Source organism: Methanococcoides sp. NM1 (genome assembly GCF_900774285.1).
Taxonomy (GTDB): Archaea; Halobacteriota; Methanosarcinia; order Methanosarcinales; family Methanosarcinaceae; genus Methanococcoides; species Methanococcoides vulcani.
In genome coordinates this window covers 1-24,148 of the sequence record NZ_CAAGTW010000009.1, presented here as the reverse complement: position 1 = coordinate 24,148, position 24,148 = coordinate 1, and the positions used below count along the sequence as shown (strand labels likewise).

The following is a 24,148-nucleotide window of genomic DNA, read 5'->3' as shown; positions in this document are numbered from 1 at the left end:
TTTCACTTTGCAATGGTGTTCACAAGCGTCCTTCTTGTAATGAGCCCGACCATATATCCTTCGAGGTTTATAACAGGCACACCACCAATGTTCTCCTCAAGCATCATTTCTTTTACTTCTGATACCGGGGTGTTGGTCTGTACGGTCTTGACCCCCCTCTTCATGATATCCTCTACAATGAGGTTCTTGATACGGGAATCCTGCTTGTTTCCTGAAACCACATCCCTGAAAGCACGCATTGACTTTGCAATATCCTTCTCTGTAACGATTCCCACAAGCTTATCATCCTCAATAACAGGGAACCTTCCAACATCCTCATCAAGCATCTGATGCCTGACATGGCTTACCCTGTCTCCGGGATGTATAGTTATCGGGTTACTGTTCATAACCTCGGCAGCATACCCGTCGAATGTTACATTTTGAAGCAGTTCAGCGGGCGTGACCCACCCAAGAACGTTCTCATTGTCGCTTACAATGATAACACCACTGTTTTTAGCCATTAATACGACCGCATCATTGAGATCCATATCAGGCAGGACCTTCACATAGTTGTCTGATACAGCAGTAGCAACATGAAGTGAAGAAGCTGGTTTTGCACCTTTCTTTCGTGTTCCCAGTTCTTTGGTAAGGCCTCTCATGGTGAGAACACCGACCAGATCATTATCATGTGTCACTAACAGGCGACGTGTACTTTTCTTCTCCATCACATCAAGTGCATGTGAGATCGTGTCTGATTTGTCAATTGATGTTGGTTGTACCATTATGTCCTTTACTTGCATGTCTGTCACCTCTTTAACTCATGTTCTTAGTCTATACTTCCTTGCTACACCTTTTATCAGGCTGCCTTCATTACATCTGTTCTGCTGACAATACCAACGATCTCATCGTTCTCAGCAATGGGGATGCCTGTGACGTTCTTATCGATCATCACCTTTGCAGCTTCCGTGATAGGGTCATTTATATCCAATATGCTTGCAATCTCGGCCATCATATCCTCAGCAACAAGGGGAACTGCCTTCACATATCTGTATACCTTTTCACCGCCTGCCTGTGGTTTTCTTGCCATCTTGATGTTCTTGGATGGTAGCTCTCCCTGATTATTTGCCAGTACGTGGAGTGCAAGTTCTCTTGTGGTTATGATTCCCACAGCTTCACCGGAATCATCGGTAACAATAAGTTTGCTGACATTGTTACTTTCCATTTCATCGACCACGTGATTGACGGTGTGATGCCTGTGTACAAATACAGGATCATTTGTCATTATTTCACCAACTTTCTTATCAGTTGGAAGTTCTGACATGCAGCGTACCACGTCAACTCTTGTGATAATTCCCAGAAGGCTGTCTTTGTTGACCACAGGGATATTGTTGATATCGTTATCGACCATCAGTGCCGTCGCCTGGGAAACAGATGCTTCAGGGTAGATCGTGACAGGTTCTTCTGTCATTATCATTTTTACAGGGACCTTGTCGATCGGTCTTCTTCTCCACATGGGTTCTGCCTGTGCAAGACGTCTTCCCAGATCGGACTTAGTGACTATCCCCACCATCTTGTCGTTCTCTACAACAACAACAGTGCTTATCTTGTGCCTGAGCATAAGGTTCCTTGCATGTGATACAGGTTCATCCGGTCCCATTACATGGACAGGCGATGTCATAATGTCTGATACTTTCATATCTTATCCTCCTTGTTCTTTTGTTATCCTTGTGGATTTTCATTCATTCAGCCATTGCTCTAAGTATATCCCTTTCTGTGATTATACCACAGAGCTTTCCGTTGTCAATTACAGGCAGTGCCCCAACACCATTTTTCACCATAAGCTCGCTTGCTTTCCCAAGATCTGCATCTGATGATACCCAGACAACATCTTTTGAGATCAGTGAGCTGATAGGAGCATCCATTGCTTCATGGATGTTACCGGTGGTGAGCTTTTCAAATGCCTCTCCATTTCCCAGGAAGTGCATTATGGACGACGCATTAACAACACCAATGAGAATATCTCCTTTGACCACAGGAAGTCTGCGGAAACGATTCATTACCATTATCTTTGCAGCATCACTAATGGTCATGTCTGCAGACGCTTTCTCAATTCTTTTGCTCATGTACTCAGCGATAGTTTTGTTGGTAACTATTCCAGCTGTAAATGTCAGGAAATCCTTCTCTGTGCAGATGGCATGTACATGATTTGCATTATCTACGATCGGAAGGCTTCCGATATTGTTCTTGAGCATAAGATCAAAAGCTTCTTTGATATTACCATCACTGCGTATCGATATCACATTATGCTGCATTATGGTGCTTACATCTGCATTGATGGCTGCAAGCAGGTTGCCCTTATACCTCTTTTCAACAAGTTGGCTCTTATCCCCTCCTCCAAGGAAATCGATAACATCAAAAGAGGTAACGATACCCTCTATCCGATTTGTGCCAGCATCAGTAAGGGGGATATGCCTGAAGTTCTTTTTTGTCATGATCTTTATGGCATCGATGATCCTTGTAGTAGGCGGGGCCGTGATAACTTCCCGGGTTGCCACCGACATAATATCTCCTTCATGCTCTGAGATCCTTGTATGAAAATCAAAAGCCCCACGATCCATTGTGCCGGAAGTGGTGATCAACACATTATCCTTTTTTTGAACTCTGCTTTTCGTAGGGCTATGTGCTTCAAGTTTCATTTTATCCTCCATATTTTTCGTTCTTTTTAATAATGTTCGACTGGCGATACGGGTTCGGGAGTGATTTTTAGATTACCCGGAATGATCTTTGGGATTTAGGATACAGACCCGGATTTAACTACTTTATAAATTTCAGATGGAATTCCCTCCATTATTGAACAGGATCAGTTCCCATTACAAATACCCGTAAGATATCAGTGCGATCCACGATACCCACGATCCGATCTTTATCAAGAACCGTCATTCTGCCAACATCATAATGGAGCATCTTCTCGAGACATTCCTTTACCGATGTGTCGGTAGACACGGTATAAACAGGCGTGGACATTATCTTTTCAACTGCAGTGGTATCTTTTGGTTGAGTGCCGTGTGTATCGTTCAGGGCTGTCCTGACGAATCCGGAACGTATTATGTCCATTCTTGTTACCATTCCAATGGGTTCATCCTTGTCGGAGACCACAGGCAGGCCGGAAAAGTTTGATTCGAGCAGAACAGGCCAGACCTTTGTGAGATTTTCTTGTGGTGTGCAGGTGATCACATCTGCGGTCATGATGTCAGCCACAGCTGCATTCAGTTTCCTGTCACTGCCAATGTTTGCAAGTATGTCTGAATTGCTTAACATTCCGGCTATCGTCCTGTCCTCACCGGAAACAATGACAGGGCAACGCCCTATCTTCGAATCGAGAAGATGCTTTGCAGCATCAGCAATGTCTGTTTCCGGAGTTATCAACGGACAATCGTGCATGTACCCTTCGACCGTGACATTGGATCGTGTGGACTTGACATTGAGGACATCCTGGTCCTTTAGTATTCCAACAACTTTTTGTTTCTCATCTATTACAGGGAGACCCCTGAGATAGTGATCTCTCATCAACTGACGTGCATGGGTGATGTTATCATGCTCTTTTATGCATACGGCATCCTTTGCCATAATTTCATTGACTTTCATACGAACCCCCGTCCATACGATCTTTCAAAGAAGCGGATCAGTCGTAGTAGCCTTCGTCTTCCTTACAGTCTTCACATAACATAAGACCGTTAACAGGGCTAAGGCTATCCACATACGAATCACATCTCTGGCAGATCCCCCTTTCAAATTCGGTCGTTGCAGGAATATCATCCTGCTCCCGGTTAATTTCTATCAAGTCTTCAAGAATAGTATTCAGACCTGGAGCTACTGTAAGGATATCCCGATCCGTGATGATACCAATGATCTTCTCTTCATCGGTAACCGCAAGTCTGCGAATCCCGGATTTGACCATGATCTCAGATGCTTTGATAACATCTGTTGATGGTTTTACTGTTATAATAGGAGATGACATTATCTCTTCAGCAAGCATGGTGCTGGGTTTGACATCCTTTGCCATGATCTTGTGAACAATATCCCTTTCAGTGACAATACCTACAGGGTTGCCATCTTTCGAGACAATGAGGCTACCTACATTGTTCTCCTTCATTGTCTGAGCGGCTTTAAGTGCTGTATTGGTAATGTCAAGGACAAGAACGTCCGGTGTCATGATCTCACGCACGACAATATCGTTCAGGAACTGATTTGCAGATCCATCAGCCTCGACATCCCATTTGGTCCTAATGACCATACGATATCACCCTCCTATGCTATTATTTGTGTTCCCACACTACACAAAGAATATTCTGACTTAATAGCATATATAGGTGATTGTGGTCACAATATGTTGATCCTTGTGCGGTTTCCTGCACTTAGTTCGATTTCGTCGTTAAAGCCTGATTTTGAGTATGCATCAATGATCTTGATAGGGGTATCAATGTCCAGTTCGTCCACAAGAAGTGCATGATCTCCCCACAATGCTATGCGGATACGTCCTGTGTCATCTGATACATAGATATTTGAGACCATGTTAGTTGTTCCGTCATCCCTGTCAAATTCCCTTAGCTCTCCAAGACCTGAAACTGAACCCTCGATGGAATAGGATTCCCCGGGTATTATGTCAGCTATTGGAGTGAAGCTTTCTTTGTATTCGACACTGGTATCTGTTTTCCTGAGAACTCCGTGATTGCCTATCTGGATCTCGACCTGCTGGCTGAAATTGTTGGTCCTGGCATATCCGTTTATGATCTCAACAGCATCATCCAGGTTCAGGCTACTGGCAGAATCGACCTTTTCATCCCATAATGTCACACGTATCTTTCCAGTCTCATCACCAATGAGTATGTTAGAAACACGGCCCTGGCTGCCGTCTTTCTTCTGGAATGTCCTGACATCTGATACATCCAGCAACTTTCCGGAGACGTTGATGTCACCCATGCCATCCTTTATCTCAGATATCTTTTGTGAGTCCATTCTGACCTCGACGTTCTGGTCGGTCTTATTGATGACACCATACCTTCCGATGTTGATCTCAGTGCCGGAATATCCATCTTTTGCATAGCCACTGATCTCCATACAGTCGCCTACCTCTACACTTCCGTTCTTAATAAGCTCAGCACGTTCGTCCCATAGTGTCAGCCTGATAGAACCGGTCTCATCAGCTACCATGATGTTGCCGACCCTTCCGGTGGTACCGTCATTCCTGTTAAACTCACGTACATCAAATACTGAGACAATCTTTGCAACGAAGTTGACATTACCGATCTCAGGGGTTATATCCTTTATTTTTATAACTTCTTTTGCGGTATCCGTGACACCAAGGTCATGGGCAACAAGCATTGCCGCTGTCTTAGTATCACAAAGACCACTCATCTGATCGACCTTTTCATCGACCTTTTTTCGAAAATCATCTTCGCTGATAATGCCTCCAAGCTTATTGTAGATTTCAGTTATATCGTCCATTGATGACACCTGTAAATAGGTTCTGGAACATGGGTTCGCAGAACCGTTTAGAATATATGTGATATGTAAAGCAATTTGTTCGTCCCTCTATTTTGCAATAGCATGAACTCCGATTAACTTTAATCCGATATGATATAATCCTGACGAAAGACACGTTGTAGTTTTCTTATATTCATCTTCCGGAATCATTTTTATATCCGGCTTCCTGTGAACGGGATTATGGATAAAGTTATATTAACTATTAAATGCATCTGCAATTAGATAGCATGATTCGAAAATGTAAAGAGCATGGATACTTCAGAGGCGAAGTTTGTCCTGATTGCGGCAAAAGTGGCAGGTATGTACTGGATGACGAACGTGAAGAACGCCTTGGAAGGTTCGTTTCAGGTGCCTTGAGACATTTTCCGGATGATGTAGGTCTTACAATGGATAAGCAGGGCTGGGTCAACATGGACCTGCTTTGTGATCTCATGGAACGCCGCTACAGGTGGGCAAGCAGGGAGCGCCTTATATCACTTGTAGAATCTGACGTTAAGAACAGGTATGAGATAACAGGTTCCGGAATAAGGGCAAGATACGGTCATTCTGTAGATGTGGAACTGGATTATCCTGAGAATGAATTGCCTTACCTGTACTACGGTGTCAGCCAGGAAGAAGTTGACATGCTTCTCGATGCCGGTATTGCACCTCTCAGGCAGACATACGTGCATCTTAGCACAACTCTGGAAAAGGCTACGGAATCAGCATCAGTTCACACAGAGAATCCGGTTGTACTTGAGATAGATGCGGATGAGGCACAAAATGACGGCATTGAGTTCATGGCTGTTAACGATGACATCGTTCTGACCGAATCTGTACCGCCTGAATATCTGACCATTGTGGAAATTGAAGAGTGAACAAATTTGTTCATATTGCTAATATTTCCATCATATTATCCTTTTTTTGTATCTTGAACTTCACATCAAGGAACTGTTCTGTAACCCGGATGTTCGTTGTTGTATGAGATGAGATCTCTCTAACTGTGAATGAACCTCCTTTTGCGAGTCCTATATAGGGTATAAGCTGGTCAGCAAGATGTACGTCGACAGAAGAGCGGCTCGAGAGCTCATCCAGAAGTTCCGCAGCTGCCTGAGCACCGACCTTTTCGGCAGGTAATCCTCTTTTTCCCGGAACATATGCTCCTTTCATTCCACAGTATAATGTTATCCCACTGCCTGTGGAAGGATATTCGGCACATTCGGTGATTATGTTACAGTCATATCCGGCTTTTCCAATGATGTCTTTTGCAGAATCTGCCTGACGCTTTGCAACATGTTCAGGAAGGTTCGAGCAGTGAGATATGCCAAGTATGTCCCCGGTTTCTTCTGTAAAGTCATGGGGTTCCGGTTCTGATGGAGTGATCGTTGCATGAACAACTCCGCCACCACGGGGGTAGTATCCCCTTTTGCGAGTATCTATCTCACATCTGTATCCCATCTTTGACAGTGCTTTCAGTGTGACATTCTCAAGGTAATCAATGCTTGGAGCCCACGAAACGTCTGTGCCTCCGATAATGTTCAGCTCGATATCAGTATCAGAGTATGCTGCAGCCGGCATGATACATTGGAGCAGAAGGGCTATGCTGCCGGCGGTGCCAATATCAATAGTATGGTAACCCCCCCTCACTTCGTGTGGAGAAAAAGTGATGCTGGTAGAACCAATGCTAACACCTTCCACAGTGGCACCACAGATAATGGCAGCTGTTTCGATTGCCTTTACATGCTGGGCCGAAAGGCCTGGCTTTGGGCGATTGCTGCGTATGTCAGTGATGTGCACCGCTTCCCCGGTGACTGCTGAAAGTGCTACTGATGTCCTTAATATCTGGCCACCACCTTCACCGTAGGATCCGTCGATATGGATCATTGCCAGTTCCTCATTTAACGTTCCTCATTTTCCTGTAAGCATCCTTTACAGCATAGAAAAGGGGATCTACAACAGTGGCAACTGGTGGTGCATAGCAGGTTTCCATTATGAGCATTTCATCTACCGTGGTCTTTTTCTTTATCATGAAGGCAAGGCTGTCGATCCGTTCTTTAACTCCGTCTTTGGCTATGACCTGTGCACCCATAAGATATTCTTCCCTGAAAAGAAGTTTGATATGGATATCACTGCTGCCCGGATAGAAGGTCGCATGCGTTACTCCTTTGGCATATCCTGTTACTATCCCGATGTTCTCTGTTTCTGCTTTTCTGGAAGTCAGGCCCACAGAACCGATCAGGAGATCTCCTGCAACATAAACACTGGGTCCGAGAACAGGTTCCAATACGGTTCCTTTACCACAGATATTGTCTGCTATTACGGTAGCCATCATTCTTGCCACAGGTGCCAGCTGGATCATGCTTTTCCTTCCTGTGACAAGTTCGGTAACTTCGCAGCAATCTCCACCGGCAAAGACATCGGTTGAGAATTGATCATCGATCCGGACCTGAAGATTATCATTGACGACCAAACCACCTCTTTCCCCAATGGAAATACCTGCCTTCTTTGCAATTTCTATGTCAGGAACTATCCCGGTACTAATAATAACTACATCTGCGGGAACCTTTTCTTTTGAAAGGACCACATATTCAGCCTTACTCTTCCCTTCAATGCTTTCCGGGACCTCTCCTGTGATAAGATCGACCCCTATGGAGGTAAGGTAGCCTTTAACTATCTCCGACATGTCAGTATCGATCAGTCGCGAGAGTATCGAGGAACTGCGATTGATCAGTGTGGTTCTTATGCCGCGTTTTGCAGTTCCTGCAGCTGTTTCCACTCCAATGGCACCGGCACCGATGATAACCACATTTTCAGCAGACAGGAGTGCACTTTCTATTTTCATGCCATCAGAAAGTGTTTGCAAGGTGAATACGCCGTCCATTTCACAGAAAGCCTGCAGATGAGAAGGGATGTGATGGGTTCCACCGGTAGCAATGACCAGTTTGTCAAAACCGATATCCCTATCCTCCAGTTTTATCTTCTTTTCGTTAAGATCTATTTCTTTTGCTTCTGTTTCCAGCAGGATATCGATTCCCATTTTATCAAAGAAATCCGGGGTTCTTACGATGAGGGAATCAAAATCCTGTACCTTGCCTGCCAGTTTGAAAGGTATTCCACATTCGCTGTAGGATACATGACTGTCCTTCGAAATAACAATAACAGAAAGATCACAGCATCGTCTCACATGTGTGGCGGTTGACATTCCGGTGGCTCCTCCGCCGAGAATGGTAACGTCATATTTTGTAATATCTTTCATAATATAAGTTCGACAGCCTGGTTAATAGATTTTTGTACAGAACCTGAACTAACAGGTTTAGCAATGTTAAAAATGTATAGACAATCAACGTATAGAATAAGCAATGCAAGAATGATGTTAAGAATGTATAGAAAAAGATGAAGTTAATCGACGAGCGAGTTTGGGGAGTGGGGGGTTATTGTAGCAAAAAATAATGTGTCCCGCTCGTCTAATGGTGTTCTACAATATCATTCTATATATATATGTTGGTGAATCCCCTTGTGAAGTTCTATGCAATGTATTTCTCTTATTGTAGCTCCTTATTGTAGGATTCCTTTCTGGAAAAATACAAGACAAAATACATTGTTTTCAAATATAAACTTTATTTGTCATGAGGACAATTTATACTGTTTTATTATAATCGTGTTGCAGAGATATTCCTGAAAGTTGAAAACCACAAGGTTATTAAACTGTAAGGACTAATTAGCCTATTGTGATCGAAGCAAGATCACGTCATAAGTAAAATTTAATTGGTTTATCAAAAATCCCATTGGGTGCTTTATCCAATGGGGGTAAGCAGATCATCAAAATATAATCTGAATCATATCATGGTCACACTATTGGGAAAATAGTTGTACCACATCACATAATACAAACGTAGGGAGTTATCTAAAGGACCAGGTTTCATTCATATCTTATTGGAATTGAACCAACCGGCATCTTAGATCTAGCATCATATTGTTCCATAACCGTTCATACGGTTCAAGGTAAATAAATGCCGGAACGTTCACAAATAATGCCATGGCATAGCTACATGCTGATAATGTAGTTCCTTTGCCAGCCGTTAAGCGGTCAGGTCTGTGGACTATCCGGATAGTTGATGCATTACTTGTTAGTTTGAACAAACAGGGATCTCCTTAACGGGATTGCTTATAGAACAAGCATCCTAATGGTCAGGATACCAGTAGCCGATAAGTAGTTCTTCCCTTGATCTTCGAGATCCTATATTTGTGTTATGTCCGAATGATTCTGTTTTGCTGTTCTGTTACGTTCGGATACTGTCTATAAGGCAATATACCACACACAAATGGAGACTTACATATGCAAAATACTGATACAACTAAATATATCATTCATTCAAAGATCAATGCTGATGGGATAATCGAACGTCCGGATATAGTCGGGGCGATCTTTGGTCAGACCGAGGGCTTGCTAGGTTCAGACCTTGACCTGCGCGATCTGCAGAAAACAGGACGAATTGGTAGGATCGAGGTCTCAGTTGCTGCAAAAGGCGGCAAGACCAAAGGTAATATTTTCATACCATCCAGCCTTGACAGAGTTGAAACATCAATACTTGCAGCATCCCTTGAGACCATCGACAGGGTCGGTCCATGCACTGCAAAGATCGAGGTGTCACAGGTTGAAGATGTCCGTGCTACCAAGAGGAAACAGATCATAGACCGTGCAAAATACATACTTACCGACATGTTCGATGAGAACCTTCCTGAGTCACAGGAGATCGCAGATGAAGTTCGCCAGTCAGTTCGTATCGAAGAGATGCAGTACTACGGTAAGAACAAGATCCCATGTGGTCCTAATGTGATTGATTCAGATGCCATTGTGGTCGTCGAGGGCAGGGCAGATGTCCTGAACCTTTTGAGATACGGTATCAAGAATACCATTTGTGTTGGTGGGACCAATGTTCCTCCTGAAGTTGCTGAACTTACAAAGAAGAAGACAGTAACTGCATTCACAGATGGTGACCGTGGAGGGAAGCTCATCATTAAAGAGCTTTTGCAGGTTGCAGACATTGATTATATTGCACGTGCTCCTGATGGAAAGAGCGTGGAAGACCTTGTGCAGAGAGAGATCGTACGTTCCCTGAGGCAGAAGATCCCTGTGGAGCAGGCCCTTGAAAGCTATAGCATAAAGGGAGAGTCCAAGCCAGCCAAAGAAGAAAAGCCAGCTAAGACAGGCAGGATCGCACGTTTGCCAAAGCGCAAGGAAAGAGTTAAAGGTGAGCTTTCAAGGCCATCTGCAGGTGCACAGAAACTGGAGAAGAAGGCAGACCGTTCTGAGGAAGAGCCTAAACAGGTAAAACCGGCAAGACTGGTTAAGCCAGCTAAACCGGCTAAACCAGCTCAGATATCTCCACAGGCTCGCAGGTTCAAGCCTCATTCCGATGCACTTCTCGGTACTCTTGGGGCCAGGCTCCTGGATTCAAAGGATAAGGTCATTGAGGAGACCGCAGTTCGCGATCTTGTCAACACTCTCAAAGAGACCAGTGATAGCATCAAGACAGTTGTTTTTGATGGTGTAGTGACACAGCGCATCCTTGACATAGCATCAGACAAAGGTATCGAGAACCTTATAGGTGTAAAGAAAGGTAACATTGCCAAGAGTCCTGCGACCGTCAATGTTCTAACAGCATCAGATTTCTGATCTTCTAAGGGGGTTTTACCCCCTTTTACTTCTCTTTTTTCTTTTTTCCCCCTATTGTGCATTATTATTCATAAAAATTAAATCGAAAAAGCTTTATGTGATGATAAGGAAGGGCATTGCTGCGAAAAATGGTTTTATTTGAGTTTTTAGTTTATTATATTGCAGCCCGCTCTTACGCAGTGCTGTCGTATAAAAAATGAATATGGATAAAAACCATGCACAAAGATGAATTGATTCAATTGCATACATTGCTGGCTCAAATAAAGAGGCATCTGGAAACCCAGGACACAGATCATGACTTTTCTGAGTACCAGTCGCTTGCCATAAGTCCTGTGCACATCCATCGAAGCAAGGCAGAGCACAAACATGCTATATTCGTACTTGGTAACCATCTTGCATCAATAATGTCAGAAGATGAGCTTTCAGGTATTGGCAGAACCTCCGCCAGAATGCAGGAATTTGCAAAACGTACCAGCAGGAATGTTTCCGGTAGCAACAATTAAATGCTGTCGGTTAACCTGATCTCATTTTCAGGTATAAAACATATCCTTAAAGGCTAGCTTGGATGCTATTAACCCAGCATAGAGGGGAAAGCTGCTTCTTCATTATGATGCCGTTCTCTCCGTCTGAATAGTATCTCTGTTCCACCCAGCATGCTATGAACCCCAGATCCTGATATAGCTTTTTAGCTATGTGGTTGCTGGCTCTTACTTCAAGGGTAGCGGACCTTAATCCCTGCTGCTGGAACACGTTCAGTATGGTCTGCATAAGCTGACTCCCGATTCCCATTCCCTGATACTCTTTCTTAACTGCCAGCGAAAAGATACGGCCTTCGTTAACTGCAGATCGATATCCCATGACAAAACCCACAATCCTGTTGTTCATGGAAACGACAAAGAACCCTTCTTTGTTCATTTCATAGAAATTCATATAGACAAAAGGATTGTGTTCTGTGAAAGCCTCCATTTCAATGTTCAGAACATCTTCAAAATCATAAGGTTCAAACTGTCTGATGATCATCATGGAATATAATGTTCTTTTTCTTAAAAAGAATATTGAAAAAAAGAAGAAAAGGACCTTAAATATCAATCCTTAACTTGATCAGCCTTTTTTATGTGACGCAGATCAACGGCAACACCTCTTGAGGAGGCAACCATTTCTTTCCCGCTCATCATAGCACGCCCTACTCCGATCGCTTTGCTTCCTGTGACAAGGACCTCGTCCCCGGGTCGGATCTTCTCATCAGCATCAATAACACCTGGTGCAAGCAAAGAACCTCTTGGAAGGAAATCATCGATCGTTACAGTGTAGCCTTCATAATCGTCTGATGTGGCAAGCAGACGGGTGCCATCGATAGTAAGTGCTATTGTTCCATATTGTGGTATGAGGGTAGCTATCTGTTTCTTGTCAATGAATACCTGGTGTTTGGGGAATGGTGCCTTTATCTTTGAATTGTCAGGAACAAGCAACTTTCCCGCACCAGGGCCGAACTGGTAGTCTGCAATAGCGCGCATCAGGTCGCTTCTTGGTTTGTTCTGTCCAAATTCTCCTTCTGCGACTATGCCGGATATGGTGTTCTTGAGGTTGTCAAGGGACTCGTAGGAGGTCACACTGCCCGAGCTTGTATAGATGATCTCAATATCAAGCTCCTTTGAAACCATCTCACAGATCTCCCTGTATGCTTCTTCCACATGGGCTATTATATGTGAATACTTGTTTTTGGAAAGATATTCAGAGAGACACGATGCTACCCATTTTATCTCTTCAGCATCCCAGTACCCGGTCACAACGGTGTCATAATGGGATGCAGGATAGGTAAGTTCGAGCTCCCTTGGTACGATCCCAAGCGGAGATGTGATTATTACTTCATGGACGTATCTGCGGTTCCTGCCCAGTGATCTTATGAACTTGCTATGTGAGTTCGAGATCGAATATGGCTTTTTGGCAGAGCAGGGCAACAGCACCAGAATATCGGTTTCAGGAGGGGTATATCTTTCCTGTATCCTTCTGGCAAAGCGAACGACCTCAGGTCTGGTCATTGATTCGGAAGTTGTTGCAAGCAACTGGTTGGAGCGTGCAAGGGGTGCATGCTCTTCCATGTAACCATACTGGGTATCGAAAAGTCTCAGGAGTCCTGCAAGCCAGGGTTCTACACGGCACTGGCCTTCCACGTATTCACGCAGGTTGCCTGCGCGTACCCTCTCTCTTGCCAGGACGACCTCTGCTTCAAGCATGTTGCAGTTGTGCCTTGTTAATATCTCAGCACGTTCTGCTTTTGGCATTTCCTTGAGTTCTGCCAGTGTTATGGGAGCACAGGCATCACATCTGCATGGAAGTTCGGCCATAGAGTCGACAAAGTAACTTCCTGATGTGTTAAGATAAATATCATTGTACCCGGCAACAGTGGCGCGGGTGTTGTCCATGATATCGATGCCAAGGTAGATCAGCATGGCAGCATTTGCAGGTGTGCACAGGTTCGGGACATAGAGAGCAGTGTCAGGTGCTATTCTCTCCCGGATCTCAATTATCCTTTCCATGAACTTCCTGGCATTGCCCTGGAAGGAACCTGCTCCTTCCATACTGTAAAGGTCCGCTTTCTTTATATCCTGACCATGTCGGTAAATGCGGCCTACAGGACCTGTAGCTTCCATTTCGATCTTCTTTGCAATTCTCTCTGCCACATCATCCGGCACATCGGGTGTGAGGTCCTGGTGCGGCAAAATGAGGATTACGTCATCACCGGAAAGCTCGCGTATCTTACGGATATTTTCCATGGCTTCTTCTGCAGAAAGGTCCCACATGGACCCGGCATCTGCAAAAGGACCTGTTGGATCGTTAAGTGATACCGTGTCAATTATGTGTGGTGTCCTGATAGGTGTTGAAAGGAGAATTTTTCCAATACGGGCAGCACCATCCCGCTGTTCTACCTCAAAATACGATGTCATGTTTCTCTAATATGCTTAAGGTAGATGTAAATCTTTTCTACCGAATTTGTTTGAAATACCCAAACGTTTATTTTCAAAAAGGTTGCAGGGTATGTTAATGCTCAAGAAACAACTGGAAGCCATTGTTGGGGAGGAAAACATCTCAACAAGATCCTCAGAGCTTTATTGTTATTCTTTTGACGCTTCCCAGGCAAAAGGAGATCCTGATGCCGTTGTCCGACCTCACGATTCCGGGCAGGTTGCAGCGGTTGTCAGGCTGGCGGGTGAGCTTGGGCTACCTGTGGTCGCAAGGGGTGCAGGTTCCGGTCTTTGCGGAGGCGCTGTTCCCGTTAATGGTGGTATTGTACTTGATATGTCCTCGATGGATCGCATTGTTGGCATTGATATTGATGATCTCCAGGTAACTGTGGAGCCGGGAGTTGTACATGAGAAACTGAACCAGGCACTTTCTCCCTATGGTTTTTTCTTCCCGCCGGATCCCGGAAGCACTGCCATGTGTACCATTGGTGGACTGATGGCGAACAACGGAAGCGGGATGCGTTCCGTAAAATATGGTACAACAAGGAACTATGTGCTTGACATTGAGGTCGTTATGGCGGATGGCAGGATCGTTCGGACAGGTTCAAGGACACTCAAGACCGCATCCGGATACGATCTGACCGATCTTATGATCGGTTCGGAAGGGACACTTGGAATTATCACTCAGGCAGTGCTCAGGATACATCCGCTTCCCAGGGCTCGAAGTGTGATACTGGCTTCTTTTGATAATACCGCCCTTGCTGGCAAAACAGTGGTAAAGATACTGTCAGCAGGAATTATCCCCTCTGCATGTGAGATCCTTGATAGCACTGCGATCGAGACTGTCCGCAGATATGATCCGACTGTGGAGCTTCCTGATGCAGGGGCAATTCTGCTGATAGAAGTGGATGGGATGCAGAATGCTGTGAAGGAAGAGGCAGATGCTGTCGGTAAGGTATGTTCTGAACTGGCTTCTGGAATAAAGGTCGCTTCAACTGCAGATGAAAGTGCACGTCTCTGGAATGCGCGCAGGCTTGTGGGTGCTGCCGTATCCCGAATAGATCCAAAACGCACCCGCGTTTATGTTGGAGAGGACATCGGGGTTCCAATAAAGGAGCTTCCCGGAATGCTGGAATATGTCCGTTCATTGTCAGAGGAGTTCAATATCCCGATAATGACCTATGGGCACATTGGTGACGGGAACCTTCACACAGGTATGACCATCGATATGCTGGATGAAAATGGGATGGAGCGGGTCAACACTGTGGCTGACCGGATATACAGGCGTGTTATCGATGTTGGTGGTACTGTGAGTGCTGAACATGGGGTGGGAAAGGCGCGCGAGAGCTATATGGAGCTGGAACACCCCACATCGATGTATGTGATGCGACAGATCAAGAAGGCGCTTGATCCTCACGGGATATTGAATCCGGGAAAGATGGGGTTGTGATGATGGAGGATGAGCAGTTAAGGTCCATATTGAAATGTGTGCGTTGCGGAACGTGCCGCTCGGTATGCCCGATATTTGAAGAGCTCGGATGGGAATCTTTCAGCACCAGGGGCCGCATGATGATCGCAAAAGGGATCTCTGAGGGGATGGACCTTGATGAGAGCATTATTGATAGCATCAATACCTGCACGACATGTGGTATATGTGAGGAGATGTGTCCTGCAGGAGCAATACCTCCTGATGTTTTTGAAAATATACGGCATGAAATTGTAGAAATGGGCAAGGAGACAGAGTCCCAGAAGGACCTACGTGAGAACACGCTTTCCACAGGTAACCCGATGAATGAAACACATCCAAGGCTCGAATGGCTTATGGAACAGCGTGATGTGCCGGATCATGCTGAGAACGTGTATTTTGTTGGTTGCCTTGGATCTTATCGCTATCAGGAAACCGTACTTAGGACATACGACCTGATCAGCGATCTCGATGTGACAGTGCTTCCTGATGAGGTCTGTTGCGGTTCCCCGCTTTTGAGAACAGGGTCTGATGCAGGTGAGTTGATAGCACATAATGTCAGGCAGATGGAAGAGGTGGGTGCCCATACCATGATCGCCAGTTGCGCAGGTTGCTATAATACTCTCAAAAATGACTACCCAGACAGGTTCAGGGTTGTTCATATCACGGAATTCCTTGCAGAGAACCTGGATAAATTAGAACTTGAAAGGCTTGATATCACTGTAACATATCATGACCCATGCCACCTTGGAAGGGCAAACAGGATATTTGATGCACCAAGAAAATTAATAACCGCTGTCTGTGAGCTCAGGGAAATGAGAACATCCAGGGAGAATGCGAGGTGCTGTGGTGGAGGCGGAGGTGTTCGCAAAGGTTATCCTGAACTCTCAAAAGCGCTTACAGAAAAGAGAGTTGCAGAAGTTCCGGAAGGCGTGGATTACATTGTGACGTGTTGTCCATTATGCCGTACCAATATGGCACCATTTAGTGAAATTCCGGTGATCGATCTTTTGGATCTTCTGACATGGGCGCAAAAAAAGAATAAAGAATTGAACTGATCTCCAGCTGTTTATTATTCGATCTAAAGTCCAGTGATTACCGATCTTGCCTTATTCACTGATGGTTTTCTCATTTTCAAACACTGGTAACCGGACATGTATCTCAGTTCCATGGCCTTTCTCACTATCGATTCCCATATCGCCTTTGTGTGCATTTATGATCTTCTTACAAATGATCAGGCCATAGTCACGGTTAGTGCAGCAGATGTTACTTTCACTGGCATTTTCCGGAATGTCGGTACAAAACTGGGAAAGTATCTCGTTTGGAATTCCCGGACCTGTATCTCGTACAATAATATGCACAATTCCGTTATCTTCTGAAGCGGATAGCGATACCATTCCTCCGGCAGGAGTGAATTTTATTGCATTGTCAAGCAGATGCATCAGCACAGATTCGATATATTTGCTGTTACCTTTTACTATTGGCAATGTGTCAGCTATCTCTTTTTTGAATTCAATACCTTTATGCTCTACGTTGGAGAGCATGTCGGTAGTTACGTTTTCCAGCATCTCTTTGAGATCCATCAGGCTAAATGTGTACTTTATGGTCTCATTTTGCATGTCGCTGACATAGAACAGGGATTCTATCAAATGCCGAAGACGTTCTGAGTTATGCACAACAGTTTTCATGGTCTTCTTTTGATGTTCGTTCAGTTCACCCAGACGCTCATTGTATATAAGTTCACTAAATCCTTTTATCGATATCAGGGGAGTACGAAGCTCATGGTTGATATTTGCCAGGAACTCATCTTTCATCTTATGGGAAAGACGAAGTTTCTCGTTTGCTTTTGTGAGCTCTTCTTCCATGTTCGTTCTTTCGGTGTTGTCCTCTCCTGACCGGATCATGCCGATGATCTTTCCTTCCTCATCTTTCAAGACCACATCATGCCATAGTATCAGCCTTTTTTCTGTGGTTCCATCGCTGTTTCTGGTCAATAACGGCAGTTCGTGGAATTCAGGCAGTTCCATCTTGCCTTCAAGTATCTGGAATAGTTCCTTTTCCTGGATCTCCTTTGTATCTTCCGGGAAGAAATCGGTCCAGCTTTTGCCGATAAGGTCCTTTTTCTTCCATCCCAGCACGTTACAAGCTTTCATGTTGGCAAAAGCAACGCTTACATCTTTATCAAGTATTATTATGATGGAACCGATAACATCAAGGTACTGGTAGGCCTGATTACGTTCTTTGACAACTCTATCCTGCAAACGCTTGATCTTTAACAAAGCCTTCACACGGGTGGAGATCTCCAGATAACTTACTGGTTTGTTAACGAAATCATCAGCTCCTTCTTCAAGGCTTTTTATCTTTTCATCCTTTTCATCGGGAGTTGTGATAATGACTATTGGTATGAGCTTTGTCCTTTCGTTGTTCTTCAGTGTTCTGCATATCTCATGGGCAGCAATGTCTGCTATCATGTTATCAAGCAGGATAAGGTCCGGTTCATCATCAATGGCTTTTTGAAGCCCTTCGATTCCGGAATATGATCTGATCATGTCATATTCAGAGATAAGAATGGATTCCAGAAGCTCGACATTGAGGTCTTCGTTGTCGATGATGAGTATCTTTGACCTTTCTTTCTGGTTCATTCCTTTCTCCATGAAAACTATAACGGATTTATAACAGATCCTCGAAACGATAATGAAACTTTGTGTGCGCTACACTTTTTTGATATTTTAAATCGCAGTAACGCCACATTTGCTATTTTCTGACCCTTTCAAGTATTACCGATATCCTTATGTTATAAAATCTTTCATCTTTTCGTATATGATGATGTTTTCTTTCCTTTTCTCGATATGAGACAGTTCCATGTATTTCCGATGAGGTCCTGTCGACCTGCCTGTTTGAGACCTTCGTATACAAGAGTCTGGTTGCGGGGGTCACGGTAGTGCATCATAGCACGCTGTATGTTCTTTTCCCTTCGTGATGTAGCTACATATACCTTCTTCTCTGTAAAGGGGTCCAGCCCTGTGTGGAACATGCAGGTGGCAGCTGTCATAGGTGTTGGTGTGAAGTCCTGCACCTGCTCAGTATACCTGTTCGTTTCTTTGATGTACTCTGCCAGTTCGATCATATCTTCCATGGTGCAGGCAGGGTGTCCTGACATGAGAAATGTTACGAGATACTGGTCTTTGTTAAGCTTCTTGTTCGTCTTCTCAAAGATATCGGCAAATTCCTCGAAAACATCTCTTCCAGGTTTTTTCATGCAGTCAGTGACCTCTTTTGAATAGTGCTCAGGAGCGATCTTCAGCTGGCCACTGATATGATGTTCACATAGCTCTTCGATATATTCGGGATCAAGGAGTGCAAGGTCGTAGCGTACACCGTAACTTACAAAGACGTTCTTTACCTCCGGGATCTCCCGAAGGCGACGTAACATCTCTATGTTCTCTTTGTGGGATGTGTCCATGGAAGGGCAGGGTTCCGGGTACAGGCAGAGCTTATCCTTGCATGCTCCACTCTTTTCCCATTTCTTGCACTTCATGGCGTACATGTTGGCGCTGGGACCTCCAACTCCGATTATATTGCCTTTGAATCCTTTTAGTTTCGTAAGCAAGTGAGCCTCATGCACTATGGAACCGATGCTTCGGCTTGAGACGGTACGCCCCTGATGCTGGGTTATGGCGCAGAAAGAGCAGCTACCAAAACAGCCCCTGTGAGTGGTAATGGAGAATTTGACAGTTTCCAGTGCCGGCACTTTTTCCTTGTAAGAGGGATGTTCTTCCCTTGTGTAAGGCAACTCGTAGACATGGTCAAGTTCTTCCTGGGAAAGCTGCCTCATCGGAGGGTTCTGGATGATGGTCGTTTTTGGATGGGGTTGTATTAGCGCTATGCCTCTGACAGGGTCCTGCTGTTCATACATCAGTTTGAATGCTTTTGCATAGAGCTGCTTGTCAGATGATACTTCCGTGTAGGAGGGAAGCTCCACGTAAGGGAAAGTGCTATCCGCATTTGCTTTCATTTCCTTCCACTTTTTCACTTCCAGCTTCCAGGCGGTTCCCCTGATATCCCTTATGCTGCTGATATCTTCGCCTGCATCAAGCCTGCGGGCAATTTCCGCGGTCTGCAATTCTCCCATTCCATAGACCAGCAGGTCTGCAGGGGCATCTGCAAGTATGGATTGCCTTACTTTGTCGGACCAGTAGTCATATTCTGCAAAACGGCGAAGGGATGCCTCAATACCTCCTACCACGATCGGTACGTCAGGGTAGGCTTCCTTTATTCTGTTGGAATATACGACGGTTGTGCGATTCGGACGCAGTCCGGTTTTGCCGCCAGGGGAGTACAGGTCCTTTGGCCGGGGCTTGAGTGCAGGTGTGTAATTGCTGACCATTGAGTCAGTGTTGCCTGCAGCTACTGCGAAAAAGAGGCGTGGTCTGCCAAGTTTCATGAAATCATCAGTATTATCCCATTCTGGCTGGGCGATGATCCCAACTTTGAAACCGGCATCCTCGAGAACACGACCTATTATTGTTGCACCAAAACCGGGATGGTCTACGTATGCATCCCCGGTCACGATGATAATATCAAGCTCATCCCATCCGCGTCTTTTGCACTCTTTGCGGTCCATGGGGAGGAATTTTGACTCATCAGAGCTCTTTTGTTTACGTTTTTTTCCTGACATTATCTTTCTCTTTATCGGAATGTTTTTGACATCTGCAGGGACAGACGTATCTGTTTGTTCACGTCCTCACTGGTTACAGGTCCGTGTCCGGGGTAAAGGGTGATGACATCAAGTTCGGTGAGCCTTTCGATCGACTTTGAAAGGTCTTCCATGTCCCCTCCTGCAAAATCAGTACGGCCAATACCTCCGTTAGGGAACACGGTGTCCCCTGAAAATAGTCCTTTGGAATAAGGCTCGTAGAGGCTGATACCACCTGGAGTATGTCCCGGCGTATGGATCACTTGAAGTGCTTCGGTATCACTTATCCGGACGATGTCACCGTTCTCATATAGTATATCCGGTTCAAAGTTTGGTGCCGGGGATGAGAATAACATGGATGCGCTTGTTTCTTCACTTTTCAAAGATGAGGCATCGTCTTTGTGTATCGCGATGGGTGCATCACAGAGCTCGGCTACAGGTTTTGCAGCTGCACTGTGATCGAAATGACCATGGGTGAGGATGATAAGGTCGATGTTCCTGAGATCGGTCAGTTCTTCAAGTTTTTCGACAAGCTTGTTCATATCCATTCCCGGGTCGATGAGTATCTTTCCATTGATAAGGTATGAATTGGATGCATATGGCGATGTGTTGATCCTCTGAACTTTCATTATCTGTCTCCTTTTGTGACCTTAAAGACCAAATACACTTCTTGTATTTTTAAGGGTTGCCTTTGCAATTGTTCCTTCCTCAATTCCCTTTGCTTCTGCAATTACCGGAATTGTGTCCAGGACAAATGCAGGTTCATTGCGTCCCTTTCTGGGGGATAGGTATGGGCTGTCGGTTTCGATCAGTATTCTGTCAAGGGGTACATTTTCAGCTATGGACCTGTGATGATCTGAAAAACATACGATCGTGGGGATTGAGATGTAGTATCCGGCATCTGTTATCATATTGGCGGTCTCTACTGAGCCTCCGTAGCAATGGAAGATGACCTTATCAAGGTCCCGTACCATCTCGAAAGAATCTTCTTCGGCTTCTCTTCCATGGATGACGAGGGGTTTATCGTAACTGTCTGCTATCTCGATGACCTTTCGGAAGTATTCTTTCTGGTGTTCCCTTTCCTTGCTGTCCTTATAATAGTGGTAATCAAGACCTGCTTCGCCGATACCAACGCTGTGCCCGGCTTCCTGTTCAAGCTGGAGAAGGATCTCATCGGCAACTTCGTTACCGTAATGGGAAACAACAAGTGGACTCAGGCCTATTGTAGGATGAATAAAATCGTATTCTTTTGCAAGTGCGAGTGTTGAAAGGTTTGTTTTAAGATCAATACCTGAATTGACCATTTCAACAACACCCGCATTGCGTGCTCGTTCAATTACTTCTTCACGGTCACGATTGAATTTCTGAAAATCCAGGTGACAGTGCGAATCTATGACCTCTTGCATGCTCCTTATGTTTTAAGGAGCATGTTAATAGCTGTTACGAGTGCTTCTACCGAGGCCAGGACAATATCCACATTTGCTGCGCGGGCTGTGACTATTCTGCCTTTTTTGTCCTGTACGCCGATAATGACCTCTGCTAGTGCATCTGCACCGCCGGTCACGGCTTCTATTCTGAAGTCATGTATGCTTACGTTTGTTGCATGTTTTCCGATGAGGGTCTCAACGGCTTTCAGAGCTGCATCCACAGGTCCGACACCTACGTCGGATGTGATGCGCTCGGTTCCGTTGACCAGTGCCTTTACAACAGCTGTGGATGTGATGACGTTTCCTGTCATCACGCTCACCTCTTTGAGGTCGATGGTTGGCATTCCTTCCGGTTTACCAAGGATATCGAATGCTATTGCATAGAGGTCGGCATCGGTTATGCGTTTACCTTTGTCTGCAAGCAGTTTCACCTTATCGATGATGGCATCGAGCTGTTCATCGGAAGGCTGGATGTTCGCAGATTGAAGTGATCTGAGAACTGCATGTTTGCCTGCGTGTTTTCCGAGTACTATCCTGCGTGTGTGACCAACCATTTCCGGTGTCATGATGCCGGGTTCGAATGTATCGGAGTTTTCAAGGACGCCGTGTGTGTGTATGCCTGATTCATGGGCAAATGCGTTCTCTCCGACGACCGGCATGTGCGGTGGGATGGTGACTGCTGTGCAGCGTTCTACCATGCGCGCAGTTTCAACGATGTATTCGGTGTTGATGTTTGTCTTTGCACCATAGATGGAGCACAAGCTCATTACTGTCTCCGCAAGATCTGCATTCCCTGCACGCTCTCCAAGTCCGTTGACCGTAACCTGTGCCTGGCTTGCACCGGCTTCTATGGCCATCAGACTGTTTGCTACGGCGAGTCCGAAGTCATTGTGGCAGTGAGTGTCGATAGGGATGTTGATCTCTTTATCCAGTTCACTTATGAGGCGATACATGCCTGATGGTGCGATCACTCCCACTGTATCAGGAACGTTGATGATGTCACACCCGGCATCTTCTACTGCTTTGTAGACCTCTATCAGATAGTCCATATCTGTTCGGGTAGCGTCCATTGCAGAGAACATGCAGCGCATGCCGTGGTCCTTGATATACTGTACGGCATTGGTTGCCATTTCAACAACTTCTTCACGGCTTTTCTTGATGGTATGTATCCTCTGGATGTCAGAGGTGGAGACGAATGTGTGTATCATTCCTACGTCTGCTTTGATACAGGCATCAAGGTCCTTTGTGAGGACACGTGCAAGTCCGCATACCTCTGATGTGAGGCCCGCGGTTGCGATATTGTGTACGGATTCCATATCGCCTGCGGAGGCAATTGGAAATCCTGCCTCGATAGTATCTACTCCAAGCTTTGCAAGCTGATGAGCGATCTCTATCTTTTGCTCAGGAGTAAGGGATACACCGGGGGTTTGTTCGCCATCACGAAGGGTCGTGTCAAAAATGCTTATCTTTCGGTCTCGAATCGGTTTATCGCCGTAAAAAGCGATCCCTCAGTTGTGTAGTTGTATCCATAATAATCATATAAACTACACGATTAATTGTATAAATAGGAAATGGTGGTTGTTAGCCCTTTAAAGGTCAATAGGCGGCATGTCAAGGTAAAAATCTTTCCTGTATAGACATCGATCCCTACTTTGGGCTCCATTTCTATCCCGTTATTGATGGTATGCCATTGAAGATCCTTCTATAGTATACTTCGTAGGCATCAGGTGGGTTGTATTGTATACTATGGACGATCAGGTCATTTCCCATTTTTTGCTTGTAATTTATTCATTGGCTATTTCTGTAGCTTCTTTGGGGATGTGTAATGTAAGATATATTATCCCGGTAAAGGTCACGGCACAGCAGCGTTCCAGAAGGCCTGTCAGGGCAACTATTACGACCAGTTCCGTGTGAAGGAAAAATCTGTCAATTTTTATTATTACGGTCCATTGATGCCGATTTCGTTTCATTTTCACTTATGTTCAGGACATCTGTAAAAAGCCACACAATGGTAATAATTTTACGATATGTTCTGTCAGGAATGGCTTATATTTGCATCTAATATATATCCGTGTCAATCATTGACACACAATGTATAAATACAAGACTACTGTTGTAGGGGTGCTCTCAGTGAGCTGGTCGCTGTCGATTCTGACACGATCTATTGAGAGTTTGAAAAACGTTATACATTTTCACGCATGTCGACACATTGTCCAAAAATGTGTCAAACCCTTCCGGCTCGGAAGGTATATATGCGATGGAATGTATCAAGAGAATCCCGCACAACGTGCGTGGAATTTCAATCACCTCCATATCAGAATCATTAGTGGAGACCGGAGCTTTTCCGGTCTGACGTTGAATGTGGCAGTTCGGTTAATTCTGACTGATAGTGACTTTATCTATCAATGAATTAACCAA

General features: G+C 45.0%; 21 protein-coding genes. 6 read left to right on the top strand and 15 right to left on the bottom strand.

The window, feature by feature from the left end:
* Positions 1-2 precede the first annotated feature (2 nt).
* The 6 genes from E7X56_RS09595 to E7X56_RS09570 form a co-directional block, all read right to left on the bottom strand.
* Positions 3-779 carry a CBS domain-containing protein gene (locus E7X56_RS09595; protein WP_210409267.1) on the bottom strand — a complete coding sequence of 259 codons (777 nt, stop codon included), beginning with the start codon at positions 777-779 and terminating at the stop codon, positions 3-5.
* A gap of 56 nt (positions 780-835) precedes the next feature.
* Positions 836-1,675, bottom strand: coding sequence for a CBS domain-containing protein (locus E7X56_RS09590; RefSeq protein ID WP_135606545.1), 840 nt, complete (start codon positions 1,673-1,675; stop codon positions 836-838).
* A gap of 43 nt (positions 1,676-1,718) precedes the next feature.
* Positions 1,719-2,675, bottom strand: coding sequence for a CBS domain-containing protein (locus tag E7X56_RS09585; RefSeq protein WP_135606544.1), 957 nt, complete (start codon positions 2,673-2,675; stop codon positions 1,719-1,721).
* Positions 2,676-2,826: 151 nt separating this feature from the next.
* Positions 2,827-3,624, bottom strand: coding sequence for an HPP family protein (locus E7X56_RS09580; protein WP_135606543.1), 798 nt, complete (start codon positions 3,622-3,624; stop codon positions 2,827-2,829).
* A gap of 37 nt (positions 3,625-3,661) precedes the next feature.
* The gene (locus E7X56_RS09575) at positions 3,662-4,273 is read right to left on the bottom strand and encodes a cyclic nucleotide-binding/CBS domain-containing protein (RefSeq protein WP_135606542.1); all 612 of its coding nucleotides are present in this window, start codon (positions 4,271-4,273) and stop codon (positions 3,662-3,664) included.
* A gap of 86 nt (positions 4,274-4,359) precedes the next feature.
* Positions 4,360-5,484 (bottom strand): OB-fold nucleic acid binding domain-containing protein, encoded by a 1,125-nt coding sequence (locus E7X56_RS09570; RefSeq protein WP_135606541.1) that lies wholly within the window; start codon positions 5,482-5,484, stop codon positions 4,360-4,362.
* 266 nt (positions 5,485-5,750) lie between these two features.
* Between E7X56_RS09570 and E7X56_RS09565 the strand changes: the two genes are divergently transcribed.
* Entirely contained in the window at positions 5,751-6,380 is a 630-nt protein-coding gene (locus tag E7X56_RS09565) for an RNA 2'-phosphotransferase (protein WP_091690300.1), read from the top strand.
* 10 nt (positions 6,381-6,390) lie between these two features.
* On the opposite strand, the gene rtcA is transcribed toward E7X56_RS09565, so the two are convergent.
* Positions 6,391-7,386: an RNA 3'-terminal phosphate cyclase gene (gene rtcA, locus E7X56_RS09560; protein WP_135606540.1), complete on the bottom strand. Its 996-nt coding sequence runs from the start codon at positions 7,384-7,386 to the stop codon at positions 6,391-6,393.
* 10 nt (positions 7,387-7,396) lie between these two features.
* The gene (locus tag E7X56_RS09555; RefSeq protein WP_135606539.1) at positions 7,397-8,758 is read right to left on the bottom strand and encodes an FAD-dependent oxidoreductase; all 1,362 of its coding nucleotides are present in this window, start codon (positions 8,756-8,758) and stop codon (positions 7,397-7,399) included.
* Positions 8,759-9,838: 1,080 nt separating this feature from the next.
* Between E7X56_RS09555 and dnaG the strand changes: the two genes are divergently transcribed.
* Together dnaG and E7X56_RS09545 are read left to right on the top strand one after the other, a co-directional pair.
* Positions 9,839-11,179, top strand: coding sequence for a DNA primase DnaG (gene dnaG, locus E7X56_RS09550; protein ID WP_091690303.1), 1,341 nt, complete (start codon positions 9,839-9,841; stop codon positions 11,177-11,179).
* Positions 11,180-11,394: 215 nt separating this feature from the next.
* Entirely contained in the window at positions 11,395-11,682 is a 288-nt protein-coding gene (locus tag E7X56_RS09545; RefSeq protein WP_091690304.1) for a UPF0058 family protein, read from the top strand.
* 46 nt (positions 11,683-11,728) lie between these two features.
* On the opposite strand, the gene rimI is transcribed toward E7X56_RS09545, so the two are convergent.
* Together rimI and arcS are read right to left on the bottom strand one after the other, a co-directional pair.
* On the bottom strand, positions 11,729-12,202 hold the full coding sequence (gene rimI, locus E7X56_RS09540) for a ribosomal protein S18-alanine N-acetyltransferase (RefSeq protein ID WP_244603481.1): 474 nt from the start codon (positions 12,200-12,202) through the stop codon (positions 11,729-11,731).
* Positions 12,203-12,264: 62 nt separating this feature from the next.
* Positions 12,265-14,124, bottom strand: a complete 1,860-nt coding sequence (gene arcS, locus E7X56_RS09535) for an archaeosine synthase subunit alpha (protein ID WP_135606538.1) — start codon at positions 14,122-14,124, stop codon at positions 12,265-12,267.
* A gap of 97 nt (positions 14,125-14,221) precedes the next feature.
* Here arcS and E7X56_RS09530 point away from each other — a divergent pair, with 97 nt between their 5' ends.
* A complete protein-coding gene (locus E7X56_RS09530; RefSeq protein WP_135606537.1) occupies positions 14,222-15,592 on the top strand; it encodes an FAD-binding oxidoreductase in 1,371 nt (456 codons plus the stop codon).
* Complete coding sequence (locus E7X56_RS09525) at positions 15,592-16,665, top strand: (Fe-S)-binding protein (protein ID WP_135606536.1); 1,074 nt, start codon at positions 15,592-15,594, stop codon at positions 16,663-16,665. The genes E7X56_RS09530 and E7X56_RS09525 overlap by 1 nt, the downstream gene beginning before the upstream one ends.
* A gap of 51 nt (positions 16,666-16,716) precedes the next feature.
* Here E7X56_RS09525 and E7X56_RS09520 read toward each other — a convergent pair whose 3' ends face one another.
* From E7X56_RS09520 to E7X56_RS09500, 5 genes are all read right to left on the bottom strand, one after another.
* Positions 16,717-18,249, bottom strand: a complete 1,533-nt coding sequence (locus tag E7X56_RS09520; RefSeq protein WP_167879508.1) for an ATP-binding protein — start codon at positions 18,247-18,249, stop codon at positions 16,717-16,719.
* A 164-nt stretch (positions 18,250-18,413) separates the two neighbouring features.
* Entirely contained in the window at positions 18,414-20,285 is a 1,872-nt protein-coding gene (locus tag E7X56_RS09515; RefSeq protein ID WP_135606534.1) for a YgiQ family radical SAM protein, read from the bottom strand.
* A gap of 11 nt (positions 20,286-20,296) precedes the next feature.
* Positions 20,297-20,932 (bottom strand): MBL fold metallo-hydrolase, encoded by a 636-nt coding sequence (locus E7X56_RS09510; protein ID WP_135606533.1) that lies wholly within the window; start codon positions 20,930-20,932, stop codon positions 20,297-20,299.
* Between the two features lie 21 nt (positions 20,933-20,953).
* Positions 20,954-21,709 carry a TatD family hydrolase gene (locus tag E7X56_RS09505; protein ID WP_135606532.1) on the bottom strand — a complete coding sequence of 252 codons (756 nt, stop codon included), beginning with the start codon at positions 21,707-21,709 and terminating at the stop codon, positions 20,954-20,956.
* Between the two features lie 5 nt (positions 21,710-21,714).
* Positions 21,715-23,211 carry a 2-isopropylmalate synthase gene (locus E7X56_RS09500; RefSeq protein ID WP_135606531.1) on the bottom strand — a complete coding sequence of 499 codons (1,497 nt, stop codon included), beginning with the start codon at positions 23,209-23,211 and terminating at the stop codon, positions 21,715-21,717.
* Between the two features lie 256 nt (positions 23,212-23,467).
* Here E7X56_RS09500 and E7X56_RS11815 point away from each other — a divergent pair, with 256 nt between their 5' ends.
* Positions 23,468-23,644: a hypothetical protein gene (locus E7X56_RS11815; RefSeq protein WP_167879507.1), complete on the top strand. Its 177-nt coding sequence runs from the start codon at positions 23,468-23,470 to the stop codon at positions 23,642-23,644.
* The last annotated feature ends 504 nt before the right edge of the window (positions 23,645-24,148 follow it).